This is a genomic window from Paenarthrobacter sp. GQ52, from assembly GCF_059759005.1.
In genome coordinates this window covers 445,187-464,306 of record NZ_JCAXEJ010000001.1, presented here as the reverse complement: position 1 = coordinate 464,306, position 19,120 = coordinate 445,187, and the positions used below count along the sequence as shown (strand labels likewise).

Below are 19,120 nucleotides of genomic sequence, written 5' to 3'. Positions count from 1 at the left end.
CCGCGAGAAGCAGTGTCTACGCCTTCACGCACTGCCGCATGGTCGCTATTTTGTGCAGCTGCACAGCGGACGTCAGCGCGCTGCGAGGACTGCCGAATAGAGCTCCCGCTTGCTGACCCGGGCATCGTCGGCCACTGCGGCCACAGCTTCCTTCAAGCGGATGCCCTGGGAAATGAGTTCGTTCACCGCGGCGACGTGATCCTCGGGCTTGCCCGGTTCCTGCTCAGGTGCACCGCCCACCACCACTGCGATTTCGCCGCGGACCTCGTTGTTCTCCGCCCACTCCAGCAGTTCCCGCAAGGTGCCACGGATGACTTCCTCATACGTTTTGGTCAGTTCGCGGCACACAGCAACCCGGCGATCGGCCCCGAAGCGCTCGTGCAGTGCGCGCAACATGACCTCAAGCCTGTGCGGGGCCTCAAAGAAGACCATGGTGCGGCGTTCGTTTGCGAGGTCGGCCAGACGTGAGTTCCGATCCCCCGACTTCCGGGGAAGAAAGCCTTCAAAGCAGAAGCGGTCGGTGGGCAAGCCGGATAGCGCCAAGGCCGTCAGTACGGCAGAAGGGCCGGGAACGGCTGTGACGGTCAGTCCGGCGGCAACTGCGCCCTCCACCAGACGGAAACCCGGGTCGGAAACCGCGGGCATTCCGGCGTCGCTGACCATCAGGATGGTCTTGCCGGCGCGCACGTGGTCCAGGAGTTCACCAGTCTTGGCCACTTCATTGTGCTCGTGGTAGCTGATGACGCGTCCCGTGACCTCGACGCCCAGTGCCGTTACCAACCGGTGCAAACGCCGGGTGTCCTCTGCGGCCACAATGTCCGAGGTGCCAAGGAGTTCAATCAAGCGCGCGGAGGCGTCACCCACGTTGCCGATGGGCGTAGCGGCAAGCACGATCCTGCCGACGCCGGGAGTTGCACCGGAATCGGCAGCAGAAGCTGACTCATCCAGGTCGTCGTTAAAGGGAGTCTCATCCGGGGTGCTGCGCTGTTCGTCCACCTGCCAAGCCTAATGCCGCACGCGCTTCAAGGATGCAGCCGCGGGGTTCAGGGATACAGCAAGGATGGAAAGGTAGCATGGGCGGGTGAACCAGTCGCCCGTTCCTGCTACCGCTTCCGGATCCCCGGCGGCGTCCCCGGCGACCCCTGAACCCGAAGACACAACTGTGGAGTTAGGCAGCAGTCAGCAGGATGCACCGAAACGCGCCGTCGGGTCAGCGCCCCGGCAGGCGTCGGCGCCGACCGACATCCCCGGCGGAACTTTTCCCGGCCGTGGGCTGGAAGGTCACCGTTGGATCGTCCGACCGACCGAGGCCTACACTGCCCAGGCGTTGAAGGAACGCCTGATCGGTGGTGTCCAAAGCTGGCGCGACTACCCGGCCTCGTTGCGCTTGTGGTTTTGGCTGATCCCCACCATCACGGCGATCCTGGGCGGCGTCCTCCGCTTCTTCCGGCTTGATGCCCCGCACAGCCTGGTTTTCGACGAAACATACTACGTCAAGGACGCTTACTCCTATGTGGTGAGCGGCTACGAACGCAGTTGGCCGGCCAACGCCAACGATTCCTTCAATGCCGGCAACCCGGACATCCTCCTCAACACTCCGGAGTATGTGGTCCACCCGCCGGTGGGCAAATGGATGATTGCCTTCGGCATGTGGCTGTTCGGCGGGGACAACCCCTTCGGCTGGCGGTTCAGTGCGGCCCTGGCAGGCACGCTGACGGTCTTCCTCGTTTCACTTATCGCACTGAAGCTGTTCCGCTCGCACACCCTGGGTGCCGTCGCCGGGCTCCTGCTGGCCATTGATGGCCACCATCTGGTGCTCTCCCGTACGTCGCTGCTTGACGTCTTCCTGGCGCTCTGGATCCTGGCCGCTTTCGGTGCCTTGTTGATGGACCGCGACGACGGCCGCCGTCGTCTGGCTTCCCGGCTCGCCGCCCAAGCGGCTGCTTCGCCGGGAGCCCGCCCCACACCCACCCAATTGGTTGCCGGCCCCTGGCTGGGCATGCGGTGGTGGCGACTGGTGGCAGGCCTCTGCCTCGGCTTGGCGGTGGGGACCAAATGGTCGGCGCTGTTCTTCGTAGCCGCCTTCGGTCTGATGACCGTGCTGTGGGACCTGAGCGCCCGGCGCATCGCAGGCATCCGGAGCTGGTTCAGCGCCGGCATCATCAAGGACGGCCTCCCCGCCTTCCTGACCATCATCCCGATTGCCGCCGTCACCTATGTGGTCAGTTGGACGGGCTGGTTCCTCTCGAAGGACGCCTACTACCGGCAATGGGCTGCCACCAACCCGGCCCCCGGCTGGGATTGGCTGCCCAACTCCGTACGGTCCCTGGCGCACTACCACCTGGAAGCCTACAAATTCCATCAAGGCCTCAGCTCCGACCATCCGTATGAGTCCAGCCCCTGGACGTGGCTCATCATGGGCCGTCCCACCTCGTTCTTCTACCAGACCCCAAAGCAGGGCACCCCGGGCTGTGTTGTTGAAACGTGTTCCTCGGCCATCCTGCCAGTGGGGAATCCAGTGGTGTGGTGGGGTGGAACCATCGCCTTGGTCATCCTGTTGTTCTGGTGGGCAGGCCGCCGGGACTGGCGTGCAGGTGCCATCCTTGCCGGAGTGGCCGCCGGATACCTTCCGTGGTTCATGTACCCGGAACGCACCATGTTCATCTTCTACGCGGTGTCCTTCGAGCCGTTCCTGGTTCTGGGCTTGACGTATGTGCTGGGGTTGGTCTTGGGACGCAGCGGCGACCCCGTCTGGCGGCGACGATCGGGCCTTTACATAGTGGCGCTCGTCCTGGTGCTGGCCGTGCTGGCAACGGCATTCTTCTATCCCGTGCTCACGGCGGAGGTCATCAGCTACCAGGAGTGGCGGATGAGAATGTGGATGCCATCGTGGATTTAGGAGGAGGCAAGCAGTGAGGGAAGCAAGCACGGAGCTTCTGGTCGAGGCGGACCCGAACACCAACGTGACGGACCTCCTCCTGGAACGCTGCCACAAGGATCCGTTCGGTAACCTGTACGCGCATAAAACCGCGAACGGTTGGCTTAACGTTTCGGCAGCCAGGTTCCTTGCCGACGTCACTGCCTTGGCCAAAGGCCTGATCGCGGGCGGGCTCAACCCCGGCGATCCGGTAGCCGTGCTTTCCCGCTCAAGCTTTGAGTGGACGCTGGTGGACTTCGCCATCTGGATGGCCGGCGGAGTCACTGTCCCCATTTATGAGACGTCTTCGGCGAGCCAGATCGAGTGGATCCTCACGGATTCCGGCGCCCGGCGCATCTTTGTGGAGGACACTGCCAAGGAGAGCCTCGTCCGTGCCTTGGTGGAACAGTCGCCGGCCTTGGGCGAGGACCCAGTGACCATCATCCGAATGGAGCACGACGGCGACGCACCCAACCTGACCAGCGTCTCCGCCGTCGGAATCGGCATCATGGACGCCGAACTGGAGCGCCAGCGCAGCGCGGCAAACCTGGCGAGCGTCGCATCCATCGTTTACACCTCCGGAACCACGGGCAAGCCCAAGGGATGCGAAATCACCCATGGCAACTTTGTCCTCGTGGCGCGTAACGTCATCCCTTTCCTCCCCGAGCTGCTCATGCAGCAAGGCGCACGGACGCTGATGTTCCTGCCCTTGGCGCACGTCCTCGCCAGGGCTGTCCAGGTTGTTTGCCTCACGGCGGGCATCACGCTGGGACACAGTGCCGGCGCCAGCGGACTCATGGCGGATCTCGGATCTTTCAAGCCCACTTTCCTGCTCGCTGTGCCCCGCATCTTCGAGAAGGTTTACGCTGGTGCCAGCCACAAAGCCGCCATGAGCGGTAAGTCCGCGCTCTTCTCGGCAGCTTCGACCACCGCGGTGCAATATTCGACGGCGGTGGACCTCGCCAACCGTGGCGAAGGACCGGGTCCGGGTTGGCTTCTGGGCCTGAAGCGCTCCACTTTCAACAAGGTCCTTTATCCCAAGGTGCGGGACGTTTTCGGCGGCGACGTCGGCTACACGGTTTCCGGAGCCAGTCCCCTTAGCCTCCGGGACAACCACTTCTTCCACGGCGCGGGAGTTCCTGTTCTTGAGGGCTACGGGCTGACAGAGACCACGGCACCCTGCACCGTCAACACTCCCAGCATGTCCCGCATAGGTACGGTGGGCATTCCTCTTCCTGGAACCACCGTCAGGGTGGCGCAGGACGGCGAAGTGCTGGTCAAGGGCATTGGAGTCTTCAAGGGCTACCACAACAACGACAAGGCCACGCAGGCTGCCTTCGTTGAGGGCTTCTTCCGGACCGGCGACCTCGGAGAGCTCGACGCCGACGGCTTCCTGACCATCACCGGCCGAAAGAAGGACCTCCTGGTCACCGCCGCTGGAAAGAACGTGGCACCGGCTCCTTTGGAGGAGAAGCTGCGCGAACACCCCTTGGTGGGTCAGGCAGTAGTAGTCGGCGACGGCCGGCCCTTCGTGGCGGCACTCGTCGGATTGGACCCCGAAGGGCTTTCGGACTGGTGCGCCGAGAACAAGGTGGGGGCCATGACCCCCGATGAAGCCGCTGCCGATGACCGCGTAAAAGCGGCCGTTCAGACGGCAGTGGACGAGGCCAACAAACTCGTCTCAGCTGCTGAGTCCATCAAGAAATTCGCATTCATCACGGCGGATCTCAGCGTCGAGTCAGGGCACCTGACGCCCTCGCTCAAACTGAAGCGGGCCGCGGTGCTTAACGACTTCTCCGCGGCTGTGGAAAAGCTGTACAGGAAGTAGCCTGCTAGCGCGCAGCGCTCGTCGGTTCCTTGCGAAGGCTGTCGGCATCGTCGTTTGTGGGAGTTGCCTCGTCAGATTCCTCGCGATCCTCGTCCGCTTGTGCCGTCGCAAGGCCGCGACGCCGCTTGGTAGGCCACGTGAGGATGAACGTCACCGTCGCTGCGAGGAACACCAGGGCCCCGATGACAATGCCCGCGTCAATCCAGAACTGCCCGGGGAAGAGCCGGATAAGGGTGTCTTCCAGCGAGAAAGTCCACGTTCCATTGGCAAAGAAGATGCGGTGGAACTCGGTAAAGAACTGCTGCCAGCCCAGGACCGCCAATACTGCGAGGCCAATGATGATGACCAGCGTGACGATTGAGCCCGCAAAGAGACCGCGGCGGATCCCGCCTGTGCTTCGCTTACGCAGATACAGGATGGCGATGATGCTGAGGACGATGAGCAAAAGCCCGGCGCCGAAGGCGGACAGGATGACCAGCTTCACGTCTGCCATATGCGAAACTTCGCTGTCGGTGAAGAGCTTGTCGCCGTCCAGGTTGACCAAGCCCCCCAGGTAGCGCGGGCCGGCCCAGTTGCTGAGGTAATCAACGGCGTATGAGCCGTACGTCATACGGTCGTCAGTGCTGAAACCGTAGCCGTCGCCGGGGAAACCCGGGCGGTTGTACTCCACCCACAGGAACAGCGGGCTGGTGACTGCCCGAACAGCAAGCACCAGGAGGATCACCGGGTAGAAGACCGCCAAAAGCACCTGGAAGATCCGCGGGCCTACCGGCTTCACCTTTGCTGCCTGCTCGCGTTCGGCGTTTCGTCGCGCCACTTCGTCTTCCGGCGGACGGATCTGAAGAGCCGACGTCGGCAGGGGTTCCGAATAGTGCGACGGCTGCTTGGTGGTGGAAGCGCCTGCCAAGGTGTCGGCGAACAGCGGCGGCTCAACCTCGACGTCGGCCGCTTCTGCCGCTTTCCGGTCCGCGCGGCTCCCGGGCTGGCCGGTGGCAGGCGTCGTGGGAGTGGAAGCGGTGGCGGCCGACGGCTTGTTGTCCGACGGTGTGGCACCGGTCTTGGGTGTGGCTGCGGTGCTGGCTGCAGGAGTGGCCGGAGAAGCACCACTGGACGTCTTCGGCTTCATCCAGTCGAAGGCCGGTTCGTTGGGGTCCTCGTGGACTTCCGTGTCCGGTTCTTGTGGTTTTGGGCTCTTGTCGCTCACAGCGGGTTCACTTCCGTAGGCATCCACCGGCGATTGCTTGCTGCCGGCTCTCTTGTCTGCATTCGAGCCTACCGCCCGGCATTACAGAGACACGCGGTGCCACCCCGGCCGCGACCAGATTGAAACGCAACTGTAAGCTCTACGCAGCAATGCTGCGATAACCGGCGTCGTTGTCATCCATGTCTCCTGTGACACCTGCACGGACTGCCTTCCCACCCAGCACCAAGGTGTATGCCCAGTACCCGGCCAGAACCAGCGCACCAATGGTGATCTTGGCCCAGACGGGAAGCGGGCTCGGTGTCACAAAGCCCTCAACAATGCCCGAAACCAGCAGGACGAGCACCAGCCCCAAGGCAATGGTGATCAACGAACGGCCTTCATCGGCCACAGCCTGCAGCCTTGTCCGTGGGCCGGGCCGCACCATGGCCCAGAAAATCTTGAGCCCCGCCGCGCAGGCGATGAAGACGGCTGTGAGTTCCATGAGGCCGTGCGGAAGGATGTAGCTGAAGAAAATGTCCATCTTCCCGGTGGCCAGGAAGAGACCGGCCGCGATTCCCAGCCCCTGCGCGTTCATGAACAAGATGAATGGCACCCAGAATCCGGTAATGCCAAAAGCCACAGCTTGAGCCGAAATCCAGGCGTTGTTCGTCCACACCAACCCGGCGAAGGAAGCCGCAGGATTCTCGGAGTAGTAGTCGATGAAGTCTTCCTCCACATACTGCTGCACCTTGGCATCACTGGATGCTACGGCCCTCAGGGCCTCCGGAGAGGTGCCAATCCACAAAGCATAGGCACCCGCCACCAGGAGAAAAGCAAGCCCGCACCACATGGTCAACCACCGGATCCGGTAGAAGGCCGCAGGGAGGGAAATAACAAAGAACCGCGCCAGGTCCTCCATGAAATTGGAGCGGGCCCCCGTGAACCTCGTCCGGGCCTGGGCCAACGCTGCAGACAAGGATGCGGACAACCCCGTCTCCGGCGCCACAGACCGGATCAGCGACAGGTGCCCGGACACCGTTTGATACAGGCGAAGAAGCTCATCGGCCTCGGCACCCGTAAGCCTTCGCTTATGTGCCAGGAAATGAAGCCGCGACCATTTGTCCCCATGTACGGCCGAGAAGGCATCTATGTCCACGCCACCACCCTAGCGCCTGAATCCACTGGCAGGTCAGCCCGCCGCTAGACTCGTTGATGAGGGCAGTCGTGTGGCCCGAAGCGTTGGCGAAACATGGGGGCAGGCATGAGTTCAATCATCACAGGCGAGGCCGTGGTCCTCGAGCTTCGCCCGGCTTCCTTCGCCGCGCGAGCACTGGGGCTCATCATTGACGTGATCTCCCAAATCGCCCTCGCAATACTCCTGATCATCCTGATCACCAGCGCCTCCCGGGATCTCGACGACGCCGCCATACAGGCAATGGTCCTCAGCAGCGTCGTCTTCTCGGTGGTCATCGTCCCCGTCACCGTGGAAACCCTGACACGAGGGCGGTCCCTGGGAAAGCTCGCAACAGGGCTCCGCATAGTGCGCGACGACGGCGGCTCCATCCGTTTCCGGCACGCCCTCATCCGCGGCCTCCTCGGCTTCCTGGAGATCTACCTGACCTTCGGCGGCCTCGCAATTGGCGTGGCACTGTTCAACGAAAAATCCAAGCGCCTCGGCGACATCGTTGCAGGCACCTACTCCCTCCGGCAACGAGTACCCTCAACTCCCCGCATCATGCCCGTAGCACCCCACCACCTGCAAGCATGGGTTGCGATGGCAGATATCGGCAGGGTGCCGGATGCCACCGCTCGCCGGGCAGGAACCTTCGTGCAGCAGGCCTACCTCATGGCACCGGCCTCACGCGTCAACATGGCCGCCTCGCTCGCATCGGAACTCGCAAGGTACGTCGCCCCACCCCCGCCCGCCGGCACCATCCCCGAAGACTACATAGGCGCAGTCCTCGGGGAACGGCGCAACCGCGAACTCACACGACTCCGCCAAGCGGAGCAGCGGAACGCGACCGTAGGGGAACGACTCAGGAAGCTGCCGTTCACTCACGATTCGTAACTCTGGTGCGGCTGTTACCAGCCATCGCCGGGCGGCCGCCGTCCTCGGCGTGCTCGCTCGTTCCTCGCTTAGACGCACGCTGCCGGACGCCGGCCGACCGGCTAGTCCCGATTCCGCTGCAGTCACCAGTGATCCGGTCTTGTGAGTCGTGGGGGTAGGAGGGTGGAGGGGTCGCCTTCGGCGGCGTTGATCTGCGGTTGGGTGAGGTAGAGCGCGCTGGAGAGGTCGGCTCCGTGGAGTTGTGCTCCGCGAAGATCTGCTCCCAGGAGGTCCACGGCTGTGAGGTCGGACTTCCGTAGATTGGCTCCGATCAGGTATGCACCGCGGAGGTCCCATCCGCACAGGCTTTGGTTCCCAAGGTTGGCTCCCATCAGATCAGCGCCGCCCAGCCTCGCGTCGGCACCCGGTTGGCGGCCGGCGTCGAGCCTTGGCTTGTCCTCGGCCCCGTAGGAGGCGCGTAGTTCTTCGCTAACCTCCATCAGGAGAGCGCGGACTTCTCCATGGAGAGTTTCGACGTCGGTGGCCAGGACCGTGGACGCATCCCCATGTGCGGCGTCCGCTATGCGCTCGGAGAGGTGCTCCGCCGTGAATGCGAGGTCTGGATCAAACGTCCGTTGCCGGGCTTCGTCCAGGTACCAGAGCATCTCGTGGAGTTGCCTGACCGCCTTGAACACGGCGAACATCGAGGACTTGGACGCAGGGTCCTGCGTCCAACTGGTGCCGGCGAAGGTGTGTTGGGACACTACTTGCCCGGCGCCGAAACAATCAAATACCGTGCAACCGCGGAAGCCTCTCGGCCGTAAGCGTTGGTGGATGGTGCAGGAAAAGTCGTCCGCCATATTCGGGCACGGCGAAGCGGCAGGTTTGTCGATGGCGAAGTCAGCTGATCGGGTAAATCCGAGCGCGGTGCAGCAAAGTGCGAAGCAATTGCCGCAGTCGGGGCTGAGCGTAGGTGAAATGGTCATGCGTGCTCCAAGTGATAAGAAAGGGTCCGGTGGAAGGAGCCGGGGAACCCATGAGCGGGTTCCCCTGAGGGACACCCGGAATCATCTTGGAGGGCAGCACAAATAGCAGGGCCGACGTCGTGTCAGCGCTGGAGCAATGGGTCAAAGTGCGCAGGAAATAATCACTACAAGGATCTTAACAGCAGGACTACCGCTGGGCGTAGCTAGCCCACGGAATGTTCCAGTCGCCAAAGCCTTCCAGCGGTTCCACTGCCGGTGCGCCGGTGTTCAGGATCTGGACAACGTCACCGGTCTTCATGTTGTTGAAGAACCACTCGGCATCCGCCGGCAGCAGGCCCACACAGCCATGCGAGACGTTAGCCACCCCGATGGAGCTCCATGCGGCTTCAAGGGCCTGGTGAACGTACACACCAGACCACGTGAGCCGGTTGGCATATTCCACTACGAGGGGCGGGTAGTAGCCTTTGTCGCCGGGCTTCAGGCCAATTGTTCCGGCGTTGAAGTTCGAGTGGCGTTCCTGTTCCATGATCACCGCGTACCCGGTGGGAGAAAGCCAATCTTCCCCGCCGAGGGACACAGGTGCAGTGTGAACCAACTGGCCGTCGGAATACACGTTCATGGTCTTGGTTTTGTCGTCAACCACGGCCACCCGCTGGGGGCCGGTGGTGAACGTTGAGACCACGTCGGCGTTGCCGATCATGTTGTTCCCGAAATCCACGCCCAATAGCTTCATATCCACGGTGACGGTGGTGCCGGAGGCCCAGAAAGCCTCGGGACGGATCCGGACCTTCTTGTCCGAATACCAGTGCCAGGCAACGGGCTGGCCGGAGGAAACGGTGATGGCCACCCGCTTCTCCATTGCCACCTTGTCTACAACGGGCTCACTGAAGTTGATTTCAATGGGCTGACCGGAGCCGGCCGTGGTGCCGTGGCGGGGGTAGATGGAAGCGTCGGCCTCGTAGGCGGCGGAAACCGTGGTGAAAGTTTGGGACTTCTTAGTCTCTTTCCCCGCCGTATCCACAACGGTGAAGGAGTAGCTGTATTGGGTTTTGAACTTCAGGACTTCCAGAGTTGTCCACGTGCTGCCGTCAGGGCTGGTGGTGCCTTGCACAGGCGCACCACCGCCCACCGGCGCCAACACTATGTCCTTCAGCTTCCCGTTGACTGCTTTGATCTGGGGACCCACAACAGGGTTCCACTCCACGGCGCCATCCAGCGGGGTGATGCCCAGCTCAACGGGTTTGGCTTCCACCGTGGGAGTCGGTGACGGCGCTACGGCCGCATCCTGCGGAGAACCTGCCAGCAGGCCCGGCACCGCGACCACGCCAATTCCACCCACGACAATGGCTGCGCAGACTCCAATGATGGCAAGGATCTTGCCCTTTTTACGTTTGGCGACTTCCGTCATGGTTCCTGTCATCCTGTCCCCCACAAGCATTACCGAACACCCAATTCTACCGGAAAGGCCGGCCACGCTGGTTGCGTGTCCGGCCTTTCGCCATCGATTTGGGTACCGCCGGGGGCGGATAGTGCAGCTTAGTAGCGGTAGTGCTCAGGCTTGTACGGACCCGCAACATCCAGGTCCAGGTAATCCGCCTGGTCCTTGCTCAGCTCCGTCAGCTCCACGCCCAAAGCATCCAAGTGGAGGCGTGCAACCTTCTCATCAAGGATCTTGGGAAGGACGTAAACCTGGTTCCGGTACTCGCGCTCACCGGCGGGCTGGTCCTTCTTGGTCCAGAGTTCGATCTGCGCAATGGTCTGGTTGGCGAACGAGTTGCTCATCACGAACGACGGGTGTCCTGTGGCGTTGCCCAGGTTGAGCAGCCTGCCCTCGGACAGCACAATGATGGACCGTTCGGAATCCGTCCCGGACTCGAAGACCCACTCGTGGACCTGCGGCTTGATCTCAACCTTCTTGACGCCCGGAATCCTGGCAAGCCCGGCGATGTCGATTTCGTTGTCGAAGTGGCCGATGTTGCCAACGATCGCTTTGTTCTTCATGCCCAGCATGTGCTCGGCCATGATGACGTCCTTGTTGCCTGTGGTGGTGATGAAGATGTCGCCCTGGGCGAGCACCGTCTCCAGTCTGGCAACCTGGTAGCCGTCCATAGCGGCCTGAAGAGCGCAGATGGGATCAATTTCAGTGACGATGACGCGCGAGCCCTGGCCGCGCAGCGCCTCAGCGGCGCCCTTGCCGACGTCGCCATAGCCGCATACAACCGCCACTTTGCCGCCCATCAGGACATCCGTGGCCCTGTTGATACCGTCCGGCAACGAGTGGCGGATGCCGTACTTGTTGTCGAACTTGCTCTTGGTCACGGAGTCGTTGACGTTGATGGCCGGGAACAGCAGCTTGCCCTGCTCCGCGAGCTGGTACAGACGGTGCACGCCTGTGGTGGTTTCCTCGGTGACGCCTTCGATGCGGGCGGCCAGGCGGGTCCACTTCTGCGGATCAGCGGCAAGGGTCCTGCGCAGGAGGTCCAGGATGAGGACGTATTCCTCCGGATCGTCCTCAGTGGCGGTCGGCACGGCTCCTGCGGCTTCGAATTCGACGCCCTTGTGAAGCAGCAGTGTGGCGTCGCCGCCGTCGTCGAGAATCATATTGGGACCCAACTCCGGGTTGGTGTCGGCGCCCGGCCAGGTGAGGATCTGCTCCGCAGTCCACCAGTACTCCTCAAGGGTTTCGCCCTTCCAGGCGAAAACCGGAACACCCTGCGGGTTTTCCGGGGTACCCTTGCCGACGACGACGGCGGCAGCGGCTTCGTCCTGGGTGGAGAAGATGTTGCAGGAAGCCCAGCGAACTTCCGCGCCCAAGGCAGTGAGGGTTTCGATGAGTACTGCGGTTTGGACCGTCATGTGCAGGGAACCGGCAATCCTTGCACCCTTGAGGGGCTGCTCTGCACCGAACTCCGCGCGAAGCGACATGAGGCCCGGCATTTCGTGCTCGGCGAGACGGATTTGGTGACGGCCGGCCTCCGCAAGAGTGATGTCAGCCACTTTGAAGTCAAAAGTCATGGAAGTCCTTAGGGGTACCGTGCGGATTTGATGGAAGGAAGCGCGTCAGGCCTTGGAATCGTGCTGGCCTGAGGTTGCCGCATTGGCTGCGGCCAGCAGTTCGGGTGGCAGGAGCAGCGGGATGCCGTCCTCGATGGTGTAGCGGAGCTTTTCGCCGTCCGCAGCGGCATCGGTGGAAACCAACTCATCGCCCTCCTGGACCAGCGGTGAACCCGTCACGGGGCAGCGCAGGATGGACAACAGTTCAGGACTGACCTTTGGCATGAATGATGCTCCCTGGGTGGCGCCGGCATGGCGCCGCTGGCGGATATATCTGCAGATTCCAGACTACCGCGCAGGGAGATCCTGTTTTGATCCCGACGACGAATTGCGTCCGGTAGCCGAAGCCCGGCAGCTGAAACGGGCACGGTCCGGCTAAGACGGCTCGCGGAGGATGCGCAAGTGCCCTCGACGCGTTCCTTCGGTGCCGGCGGGCGGCTCCATCTGAGGGTGGCTGTGCCGGGCTGGAGTTTCGGTGGTGGCCGAAGCCGCCTCCCTGACCGCGTTGGCAAGTGCCAGCAAGTCATCCGGGCCCGGCTCTTGTGGCGTTGTGGGCATGGCAAGGCGAAGGACTTCCCAGCCACGCGGAACCGTGAGTGACTCAGCGTGCTGCGAGCAAAGATCGTACGCATGCGGTTCTGCGTACGTGGCCAGGGGACCCAAAACTGCGGTTGACTCTGCGTACACGTACGTCAAAGTGGCCACCGCGGACTGGCGGCAGGCTGATCTGGAACACTGACGAATGGCACCCACAACATCCCAGATTAGCGCCATTGGGCGCATTCATTGCGCATTGCCCGCCCGTGCCCCGCGAACTCCAAGCGAGTAGCCGCCGCTGCGGCGCGCTGCGGGGCTTGATGTCGCGCTGGCGGTTCCTCAGGACTAAAGTCGATATATGCAGTCACAGCCACATGTTCCCGGGTTCAACATCCGGTGGACTGACGCCGATGGCGATCAGGCCCAGGAACACGCCGGTTCGGAAGCGCGGGGCTTCCGGCGACGCCGGCGAAACCGGCACGGACGGGGACTGCGTGGAGAGCTGATGCTCCCCAATCTCCCCGGCTTCCGCACGCGCTCGGAACGCTTTGATGACATGGTGCTGGACTCTGCCGAGCGGCTCCAGGACATGTGGGGCAAACAGCTCGACGGTGTTCTCTTTGCAGTCGATGAAATTCCACCCAACCTTGAGCAGCTGGTTGCCACAGGAAACACTGCCCCCATGGGCTCCTACACCCCTGGTGGCCGCGGCGAGGCACCCATGATTACGGTGTACCGCCGGGTAGTTGAGCAGGGCGCTGCCACTCGCGAAGAACTGCAGGACCTTGTCCACGACGTCGTAGTGGAGTACACCGCCGAGATGCTCGGCGTGCCCCCGGAGACCTTGGACCCGGTCTACCGGCGCCGCTACCAATAACTTAGCTAGTAGCCGACTGAGACCGGAACCTTCTCAAGGCCGGCCGCTGCGTCCTGAATTGCTACGACGGAAACGTCTGTCCGTCCTTGCTTTCCAAGTACCAGCGCACCGTACACCGGGTCACCCGCGGCCGAAACCACGTAGCCCACCACAGCCGAACTACCGGACTTGTCCGGTAACCCGATCACCGACGTCGTCCCGCCCGACATGTCCACGTCAATGGCCTTGCCGACTTTTCCATCAGCGGTCACCGGAGCGTAACTGACTGTGCCACGCCCCTCGGGAACACCGAAGCTCAAAGACCGCTGGCCTTCCCGTGGTACGGCCACCAGGTGCTGGCTGCCAAGACGGGCCGACGACGGCGACCACGCGAAGTCGGTTGCTTCCTCGGCCTTGGAACCGCGAGTAACCCTCGCCGATGCCAGGAACGAGACATCCGAGCTGGCTCTGACGGTGTAGCTGCCGGCCGGGACGCCCTCAAGGTTAAGTGTTGATACTGTCCCACCCTTGACCGTCACCACTCCCCCATTGGGAATCTTTCGTTCACCGTTGGCGCCGTAAAGGCTTACTTGCACAACGGCGTCGGTGGATCCGGGCACTGCGATCTGGAGTGCCGGTGCGGCGTCCGCAAAACCTGACTTACCGGCCAGCGCCTTGATGGCCGCCGGGTCCTGGATGTCGACGCCGGACATCACCTGCAGGTTGGACGGCGCCGCACCCGGCGAGAGGTACTCCACACCGCCTGGGGCGATTCCACGCAACACGCTCTGCTGGATAGTGGAGGCTACCGGACCGCCTGTGCTGCGCACGTGCACGGCTAGCTGCGATTCGCCCGGGGCGAGCCCAGCCAGGTTCACCGAGCGGGTGGTTCCGGGAGCCACCAGGAGACCACGGGCCCCGGGAGCTTGGATCTGTCCCTCGGATCCGTAGAGGTCAAGGCTTACTGTGGCCGGGGTCTCGGAGGCGTTGCTCACGTTCAGGACGGCCGTTCGGCCCACGGCCGTGTTGGCACCCAGGAGCCACGCGTCGTTGCCCGGCGGCTGGCATTGGGTAGACGCAAGGCCGCGAAGGTCGCCGTCCGTCGCTGAGTAGCTAAGATTGGCCGCCAAGGACGCTTGTTCGTTTCCAAGGGCCTCGGCACCCACAACGGTGGGAGACGCCACCGGGCTGATGTTCGCCACTCCGGCCGCGAGCACGGGCGGACCAACCGTGGGTGTGGGCGTGCTGGTAGGAGCCTTGGCGATCAACTCCACCATCTCACCACCCAGCGATGTCACATCGCTTTCGGGCACCGTACCGGCCGGGTTGCTCAGCACCACGGCGTTCAAGGCGCTGGTGGCAGTGGTGGACACGGGGCTGAAGTCAGCATCCGTGCCCACCACGGTTCCGCTCACAAGCCTCGCAGGTTCCGGACAGACACCCATGGAACGGCCCGCGGGAACGTCGGCCTGGCGGATATCCATGGTGGTACCCCCGGAAGGTTCCGGGACCATCGACGTCGCGGCCACGGCACCGCCGCCAGCCGCAAGGATGACCACTGCTGACAGGACGCCAGTGACCACTCCCCTGTTGGAGCTGCGGGACTTCGTGCCGCGGGAACCGGAGTCGCGGGAACTCGAACTCCGCGGGCCTTTACCCGACCTGTTTGTTTCTCCGTTGTTCCCGGCACGGGACTTCGGGGCTTCCGAGGTTCCAGAGCTTTCGCCGGACTCGTTCTTCTGGTCCTCAGACACTGCTGTACTCCTTACGGAGGGAGACTTCATCCCTCGACATGCCGGTTCGGCTGCGGCGTGCGGGCATTGGAACGGCCAAAAGGACCGTCAATCCAATCACCACAGCCTGCAGGATCCCGATCCACAAGGCCCAAGGGTTGGTGTAGCGGATTTCAAGGTCGCCGCCGCTGGCAGGCAACTCGAACGCCTGTGACCAGCCGGATGTGGTGGCCTGCAGTTGGCGGCCATCCAACCAGGCGCTCCAGCCGGGATCGGACCGTTCGGCGAGGACCACCTTTCGGCCCTCATTGCCTGATTCAACAGTGGCATCGACATCCACTTCTTCGGATGGCAGCGCACGTAGCAGAGCGCCTTCGGAGTCCACGATGCGTACCCGGTGTGCCGTGTCCGCGGCAGTAGCCGCGGGCTGGCTCCGGGGCGTCACCCGCCACAGCCACCCGGCGTCGGTCTGGCCAACAGCCACGAGCCCTGGGACGGCATCGATCCGGCTGGCCGTCAACTGGGCGGCGTTGTCTGCTGCCTTGAGGACCACGAATCCGGCCCCAAGTTGTTCCAGGTCGGCACGGGGATCCACGCCGGTTCCCGCCACGATGGTGGCCACGGACCGGCGGAGGGACGTGGTGGCAGCGTCATCGGCCGCGATTTCTTCGCGTCCGGGCGCGCCAATGATGGTCCGTGCAGAGGCAATGGTGGACAAACTGTCCAACGTGGTTCCTGCTCCCCGCATCAGGGACGAGGAGAAGGCGCCCTGCTCACCGCTGGTGATGACCAACGTTCGGGTTCGCTCCGGTCCCTGGCCACGGTCGACGGCGGTGGCAGGCAACGTGCCCGTATCCACCGGCCATATTTGTCGGCCGGCGCCAAGGGACGACGTCTTTTCGGCAGTGTCGGGTGCCGCAATGGTGACGGCAGTCGGCGTAGGCTGCAGGACATTCTGAGCAGTCCAGGCAGCCATGCCGGCAAGAGGGCCGGAAACCAGAAGCGTCATGGTCGCGGCCGAGGCTACGCGCCGCAGCGGGAAGTGGCGCCGGGAAGCCTTGGGCGTCTTTCGCGGTGCCGTGAAGAGCTTCTCAGCACCGAGAACGGCAGCACCCAGAAGCAACATTCCCGCCGCCGATACGGCCGGGCCGGTGAACGGTCCAACAATCACATTGTTATTGACCCCGGTAGCTACGTGGCCCACCAGCCAAGCGCTCGAAAGCGTAGCCAAAGCGACCAGCCAAAACACCCGGGCCAGCGCAGCGCGTTTACCGGGTACGAACAAGGCGGCAACAGCCAGGATCAGGACTGGTGCGATGACCAGCAGAGCGAGCAACAGGGCCCAGGGCACAGCGCCAGGACCGAAGACCGCCAAACCGGTCAAGCCGCCGTCGATGTCGAAGGCCAGCGGCTGGCCAAGTAGCTGTTGCCACAACGGAGCAGCCTCAAACGTCAGCGGCAAACCAGGGTCGGCAAGCAACGAGCGCGGCCTGTCCAAAACGGATATCGCATACGGAAGGAACAAAGCGAGAGTTGGCAGGAGCGACCACCACAGCGTCTTGCCCCGATGCCCGAGGACTACTGCAGCCAGTATCACTGCAACGGCGATAGGCCCCAACAATGACGGGGCAGAGGCCGTGACAACGGCCATGGCAAGACCTGCGGCGGCTGCAGCAGTCCATGACGGTGTTCCGTTGATGCCGGGCTTACCGACTATCAGGGCCGGACGGCGGCTGAGTTGGGTCCCCGCCGAAGCGGCCCCTTGGGCGACTGCCGATCCCGAGGCACGCAACAGCGCGAGGAGAAGCAGCGGCATCATGACGTGCGCCACCAAGGCGCCGAGACGACCCTCGTTGATGGAGATCAGAAGTGCGGGAGCACCGGACCAGGCGAGGGCCGCCGCAACCCGGAAGCGACGCTTGGTAGTTAGCGCCCCCGCCGAGAACCATGCGCCCAATGCGGATAACGGCATGGCAAGGATCAGCAGCCACACCATTGCGGCGTTGCCATCCCCGCCCCCGAAGAGGGAAAGCAGCCACAGGACATAGCCAAATGGATCGCCGTGTCCGGGCAGGCCTGCACCCAATGAGATCCACCAAGTGGACGCATTCGCCCAGATGTCGCCTGGTGACGCCGAAAGAGGGAGGAGCCCACCACCGGCAACGGTGCCTGAACGGAGCAGCCCCAGCAGTCCCACAAGTGCTGCGGCAAGAGCTATCAATGCAGCTGCAACGGCACCTGTGCCCACCCAGCCACGTTCGCTGGTGGCCAGTGCGGCGAAGTCATCCGCCGCATCCCCGCTGGGTTCAGGGGCCAGAAGGTCAGAGACAGCGGGAGTCTCTTCTGCGGGCCGGATTGCTTCCAATAAGGAGCGCCTGTTGGCACGCACCTCCCGCGTGGGTGTCTGAAGTCCCCGGACCACGGACCTGTGTACCCGGCGTGTCCTGGCCGCAACGCGGCGGCCCCGGGCTATGGCCACCGGCCGGACAAGGGCAGCGATGGTGGCGGTGAATTGGGAGAATCCATATCCCGGTTCCTTAACCAGGATGCTCAGCATGAGTCGAATGATGGCGCCGAACAAGGCGCCCACGGCTTGGAACGGCACTTTCCACCAGGAAGCATGTTTGAGCCGCAGATGGATCTGGGCTTTACGTGCCGCGGAGGATGTGCCCAGGCCATTCGGGCGGTGCTCCACATGGAACATGCGGGCACTGGGGACTACGACTACGCGATTGCCCGCAAGCCAGTTACGCCAGCAGAAGTCCACGTCATCGCCGCTGCCAGGCAAGGCCGGGTCAAATCCTTCCAGCAGTTCCCAGACGTCGCGGCGGATCAACATACCTGCGGAGTTCACCGCGAAGGTGTCCGTGCGGGCATCGTATTGCCCTTGGTCCACTTCGTCGGCGTCGATCAAGGTGAGGCGTTCAGCCCAGCGGCTGGTTGAGAGTCCAACATCGACCAGGTGCCGCTTATTGTCCCAGCCAAGCTGCTTACAGCCGGCCACAGTTACCGAGGGGGCGCGTTCAACCGCATGGAGCAGCTCTGCCAGCGCATCAGGCGCGGGCGCGGCGTCGTCGTGCAAAAGCCAGATCCAATGCACGGAATCACCCTGCGTGTCACCGTCGGCGGGGGCGAGCTCTTGCAGGCCAGCGCGAACAGCCGCTCCGAAACCGGACCTCGCATGCTGGAAAGAGGTGACGCTGTTCTGGCCGAGGGCCTCGCGGAGCAAGTCCAGCGATGTGTCGGTGGAACCTGTATCAATGCCAATGGCGGCATCGGCCGAACGCGTCTGGTCCGACAATGCCGCCAATGTCCTGGGCAGATAGTTGCCGCCGTCGTGGGAAACCACGACGGCGGTAACATGCACTTCCTTGAGAATTAGACCGCTCGCTTCCTTAGCCGACGACGCTCCCGCTCGGAGAGTCCGCCCCAAATTCCGAACCGCTCATCATTCGCGAGAGCGTATTCCAAGCACTGCGAGCGGACGTTGCACGCACCGCAGACCTTCTTGGCGTCCCTCGTTGATCCGCCCTTTTCGGGGAAGAAAGCTTCAGGGTCGGTCTGTGCACACAGCGCGTCCGTCTGCCAGCCAAGTTCGCCCTCGTCATCGAAGTCCCCTTGCGGCAAGCCGATCCACACGGGCTGCCCCGGAGTTTCAAGCGGACGACGCAGCTCCATGGGAGGGTCGTCCAGATCTTCATCCGGTCCAGCGGGCAGGTCACCCACCAACGCCTCATGTGCTGCCAGGAGGGCAGTTGCCTGATCCTCCAAGGACTGCTGCACATTCTGGTTATATCGGTCTGCCGCTTCCGGGTCCGCCGGGTCTACGTACCAATCTCCCGGCACTTCCCTTGAACGGTATTTCACCGACGCATGTTCTGCGACGACTGCATCTTCCTGGATACGCAACGCTTGCCCCATGGCGTCCCTCCTGATTTTGCAGCTGCTGCTTGGATGTGTTTCCGATTCCCTGTGTCGT

Annotated in this window: 15 protein-coding genes; 4 read left to right on the top strand and 11 right to left on the bottom strand. The window is 63.2% G+C overall.

Annotation, left to right across the window (positions count from 1 at the left end):
• Positions 1–72 precede the first annotated feature (72 nt).
• Positions 73–948: a 16S rRNA (cytidine(1402)-2'-O)-methyltransferase gene (rsmI, locus tag AC6CH8_RS02110; RefSeq protein ID WP_091467602.1), complete on the bottom strand. Its 876-nt coding sequence runs from the start codon at positions 946–948 to the stop codon at positions 73–75.
• A gap of 133 nt (positions 949–1,081) precedes the next feature.
• On the opposite strand from rsmI, the gene AC6CH8_RS02105 reads away from it, so the two are divergent.
• Complete coding sequence (locus tag AC6CH8_RS02105) at positions 1,082–2,899, top strand: dolichyl-phosphate-mannose--protein mannosyltransferase (protein ID WP_498188486.1); 1,818 nt, start codon at positions 1,082–1,084, stop codon at positions 2,897–2,899.
• Between the two features lie 13 nt (positions 2,900–2,912).
• Complete coding sequence (locus tag AC6CH8_RS02100) at positions 2,913–4,745, top strand: AMP-dependent synthetase/ligase (RefSeq protein ID WP_498188485.1); 1,833 nt, start codon at positions 2,913–2,915, stop codon at positions 4,743–4,745.
• 4 nt (positions 4,746–4,749) lie between these two features.
• Here the strand turns inward: AC6CH8_RS02100 and AC6CH8_RS02095 are convergent, their stop codons facing one another.
• Positions 4,750–5,949, bottom strand: a complete 1,200-nt coding sequence (locus AC6CH8_RS02095; RefSeq protein ID WP_498188484.1) for a TIGR01906 family membrane protein — start codon at positions 5,947–5,949, stop codon at positions 4,750–4,752.
• 139 nt (positions 5,950–6,088) lie between these two features.
• Positions 6,089–7,084 carry a stage II sporulation protein M gene (locus tag AC6CH8_RS02090; RefSeq protein ID WP_420180522.1) on the bottom strand — a complete coding sequence of 332 codons (996 nt, stop codon included), beginning with the start codon at positions 7,082–7,084 and terminating at the stop codon, positions 6,089–6,091.
• Between the two features lie 105 nt (positions 7,085–7,189).
• Here AC6CH8_RS02090 and AC6CH8_RS02085 point away from each other — a divergent pair, with 105 nt between their 5' ends.
• The gene (locus tag AC6CH8_RS02085) at positions 7,190–7,996 is read left to right on the top strand and encodes an RDD family protein (protein WP_498188483.1); all 807 of its coding nucleotides are present in this window, start codon (positions 7,190–7,192) and stop codon (positions 7,994–7,996) included.
• 122 nt (positions 7,997–8,118) lie between these two features.
• On the opposite strand, the gene AC6CH8_RS02080 is transcribed toward AC6CH8_RS02085, so the two are convergent.
• The 5 genes from AC6CH8_RS02080 to AC6CH8_RS02060 all read right to left on the bottom strand — a co-directional run bounded on the left by AC6CH8_RS02080 (position 8,119) and on the right by AC6CH8_RS02060 (position 12,789).
• Positions 8,119–8,961, bottom strand: coding sequence for a pentapeptide repeat-containing protein (locus AC6CH8_RS02080; protein ID WP_498188482.1), 843 nt, complete (start codon positions 8,959–8,961; stop codon positions 8,119–8,121).
• Positions 8,962–9,148: 187 nt separating this feature from the next.
• Positions 9,149–10,369: a L,D-transpeptidase gene (locus AC6CH8_RS02075; protein WP_498188481.1), complete on the bottom strand. Its 1,221-nt coding sequence runs from the start codon at positions 10,367–10,369 to the stop codon at positions 9,149–9,151.
• A 128-nt stretch (positions 10,370–10,497) separates the two neighbouring features.
• Complete coding sequence (gene ahcY / locus AC6CH8_RS02070) at positions 10,498–11,976, bottom strand: adenosylhomocysteinase (RefSeq protein ID WP_178997908.1); 1,479 nt, start codon at positions 11,974–11,976, stop codon at positions 10,498–10,500.
• A 45-nt stretch (positions 11,977–12,021) separates the two neighbouring features.
• Positions 12,022–12,240, bottom strand: a complete 219-nt coding sequence (locus tag AC6CH8_RS02065; protein WP_017198664.1) for a Trm112 family protein — start codon at positions 12,238–12,240, stop codon at positions 12,022–12,024.
• A gap of 150 nt (positions 12,241–12,390) precedes the next feature.
• Complete coding sequence (locus AC6CH8_RS02060) at positions 12,391–12,789, bottom strand: DUF3499 domain-containing protein (RefSeq protein ID WP_091466154.1); 399 nt, start codon at positions 12,787–12,789, stop codon at positions 12,391–12,393.
• Positions 12,790–12,910: 121 nt separating this feature from the next.
• On the opposite strand from AC6CH8_RS02060, the gene AC6CH8_RS02055 reads away from it, so the two are divergent.
• Positions 12,911–13,429 (top strand): metallopeptidase family protein, encoded by a 519-nt coding sequence (locus AC6CH8_RS02055; protein ID WP_091466152.1) that lies wholly within the window; start codon positions 12,911–12,913, stop codon positions 13,427–13,429.
• A gap of 5 nt (positions 13,430–13,434) precedes the next feature.
• On the opposite strand, the gene AC6CH8_RS02050 is transcribed toward AC6CH8_RS02055, so the two are convergent.
• From AC6CH8_RS02050 to AC6CH8_RS02040, 3 genes are read right to left on the bottom strand one after another with little or no spacing between them, the layout of a single operon-like run.
• Positions 13,435–15,162, bottom strand: a complete 1,728-nt coding sequence (locus AC6CH8_RS02050) for a DUF5719 family protein (RefSeq protein WP_498188480.1) — start codon at positions 15,160–15,162, stop codon at positions 13,435–13,437.
• On the bottom strand, positions 15,155–18,508 hold the full coding sequence (locus AC6CH8_RS02045; protein ID WP_498188479.1) for a glycosyltransferase family 2 protein: 3,354 nt from the start codon (positions 18,506–18,508) through the stop codon (positions 15,155–15,157). Before AC6CH8_RS02045 ends, AC6CH8_RS02050 begins: the two co-directional genes overlap by 8 nt.
• An 11-nt stretch (positions 18,509–18,519) precedes the next feature.
• A complete protein-coding gene (locus tag AC6CH8_RS02040) occupies positions 18,520–19,062 on the bottom strand; it encodes a WhiB family transcriptional regulator (protein ID WP_091466146.1) in 543 nt (180 codons plus the stop codon).
• Positions 19,063–19,120 lie beyond the last annotated feature (58 nt).

Coding starts and splice junctions, on each gene's coding strand:
- AC6CH8_RS02085 (WP_498188483.1), top strand. CDS start 7,190: ATGAGTTCAATCATCACAGGCGAGGCCGTGGTCCTCGAGCTTCGCCCG.
- AC6CH8_RS02080 (WP_498188482.1), bottom strand. CDS start 8,961: ATGACCATTTCACCTACGCTCAGCCCCGACTGCGGCAATTGCTTCGCA.
- AC6CH8_RS02075 (WP_498188481.1), bottom strand. CDS start 10,369: ATGACGGAAGTCGCCAAACGTAAAAAGGGCAAGATCCTTGCCATCATT.
- ahcY (WP_178997908.1), bottom strand. CDS start 11,976: ATGACTTTTGACTTCAAAGTGGCTGACATCACTCTTGCGGAGGCCGGC.
- AC6CH8_RS02065 (WP_017198664.1), bottom strand. CDS start 12,240: ATGCCAAAGGTCAGTCCTGAACTGTTGTCCATCCTGCGCTGCCCCGTG.
- AC6CH8_RS02060 (WP_091466154.1), bottom strand. CDS start 12,789: ATGGCGCTAATCTGGGATGTTGTGGGTGCCATTCGTCAGTGTTCCAGA.
- AC6CH8_RS02055 (WP_091466152.1), top strand. CDS start 12,911: ATGCAGTCACAGCCACATGTTCCCGGGTTCAACATCCGGTGGACTGAC.
- AC6CH8_RS02040 (WP_091466146.1), bottom strand. CDS start 19,062: ATGGGGCAAGCGTTGCGTATCCAGGAAGATGCAGTCGTCGCAGAACAT.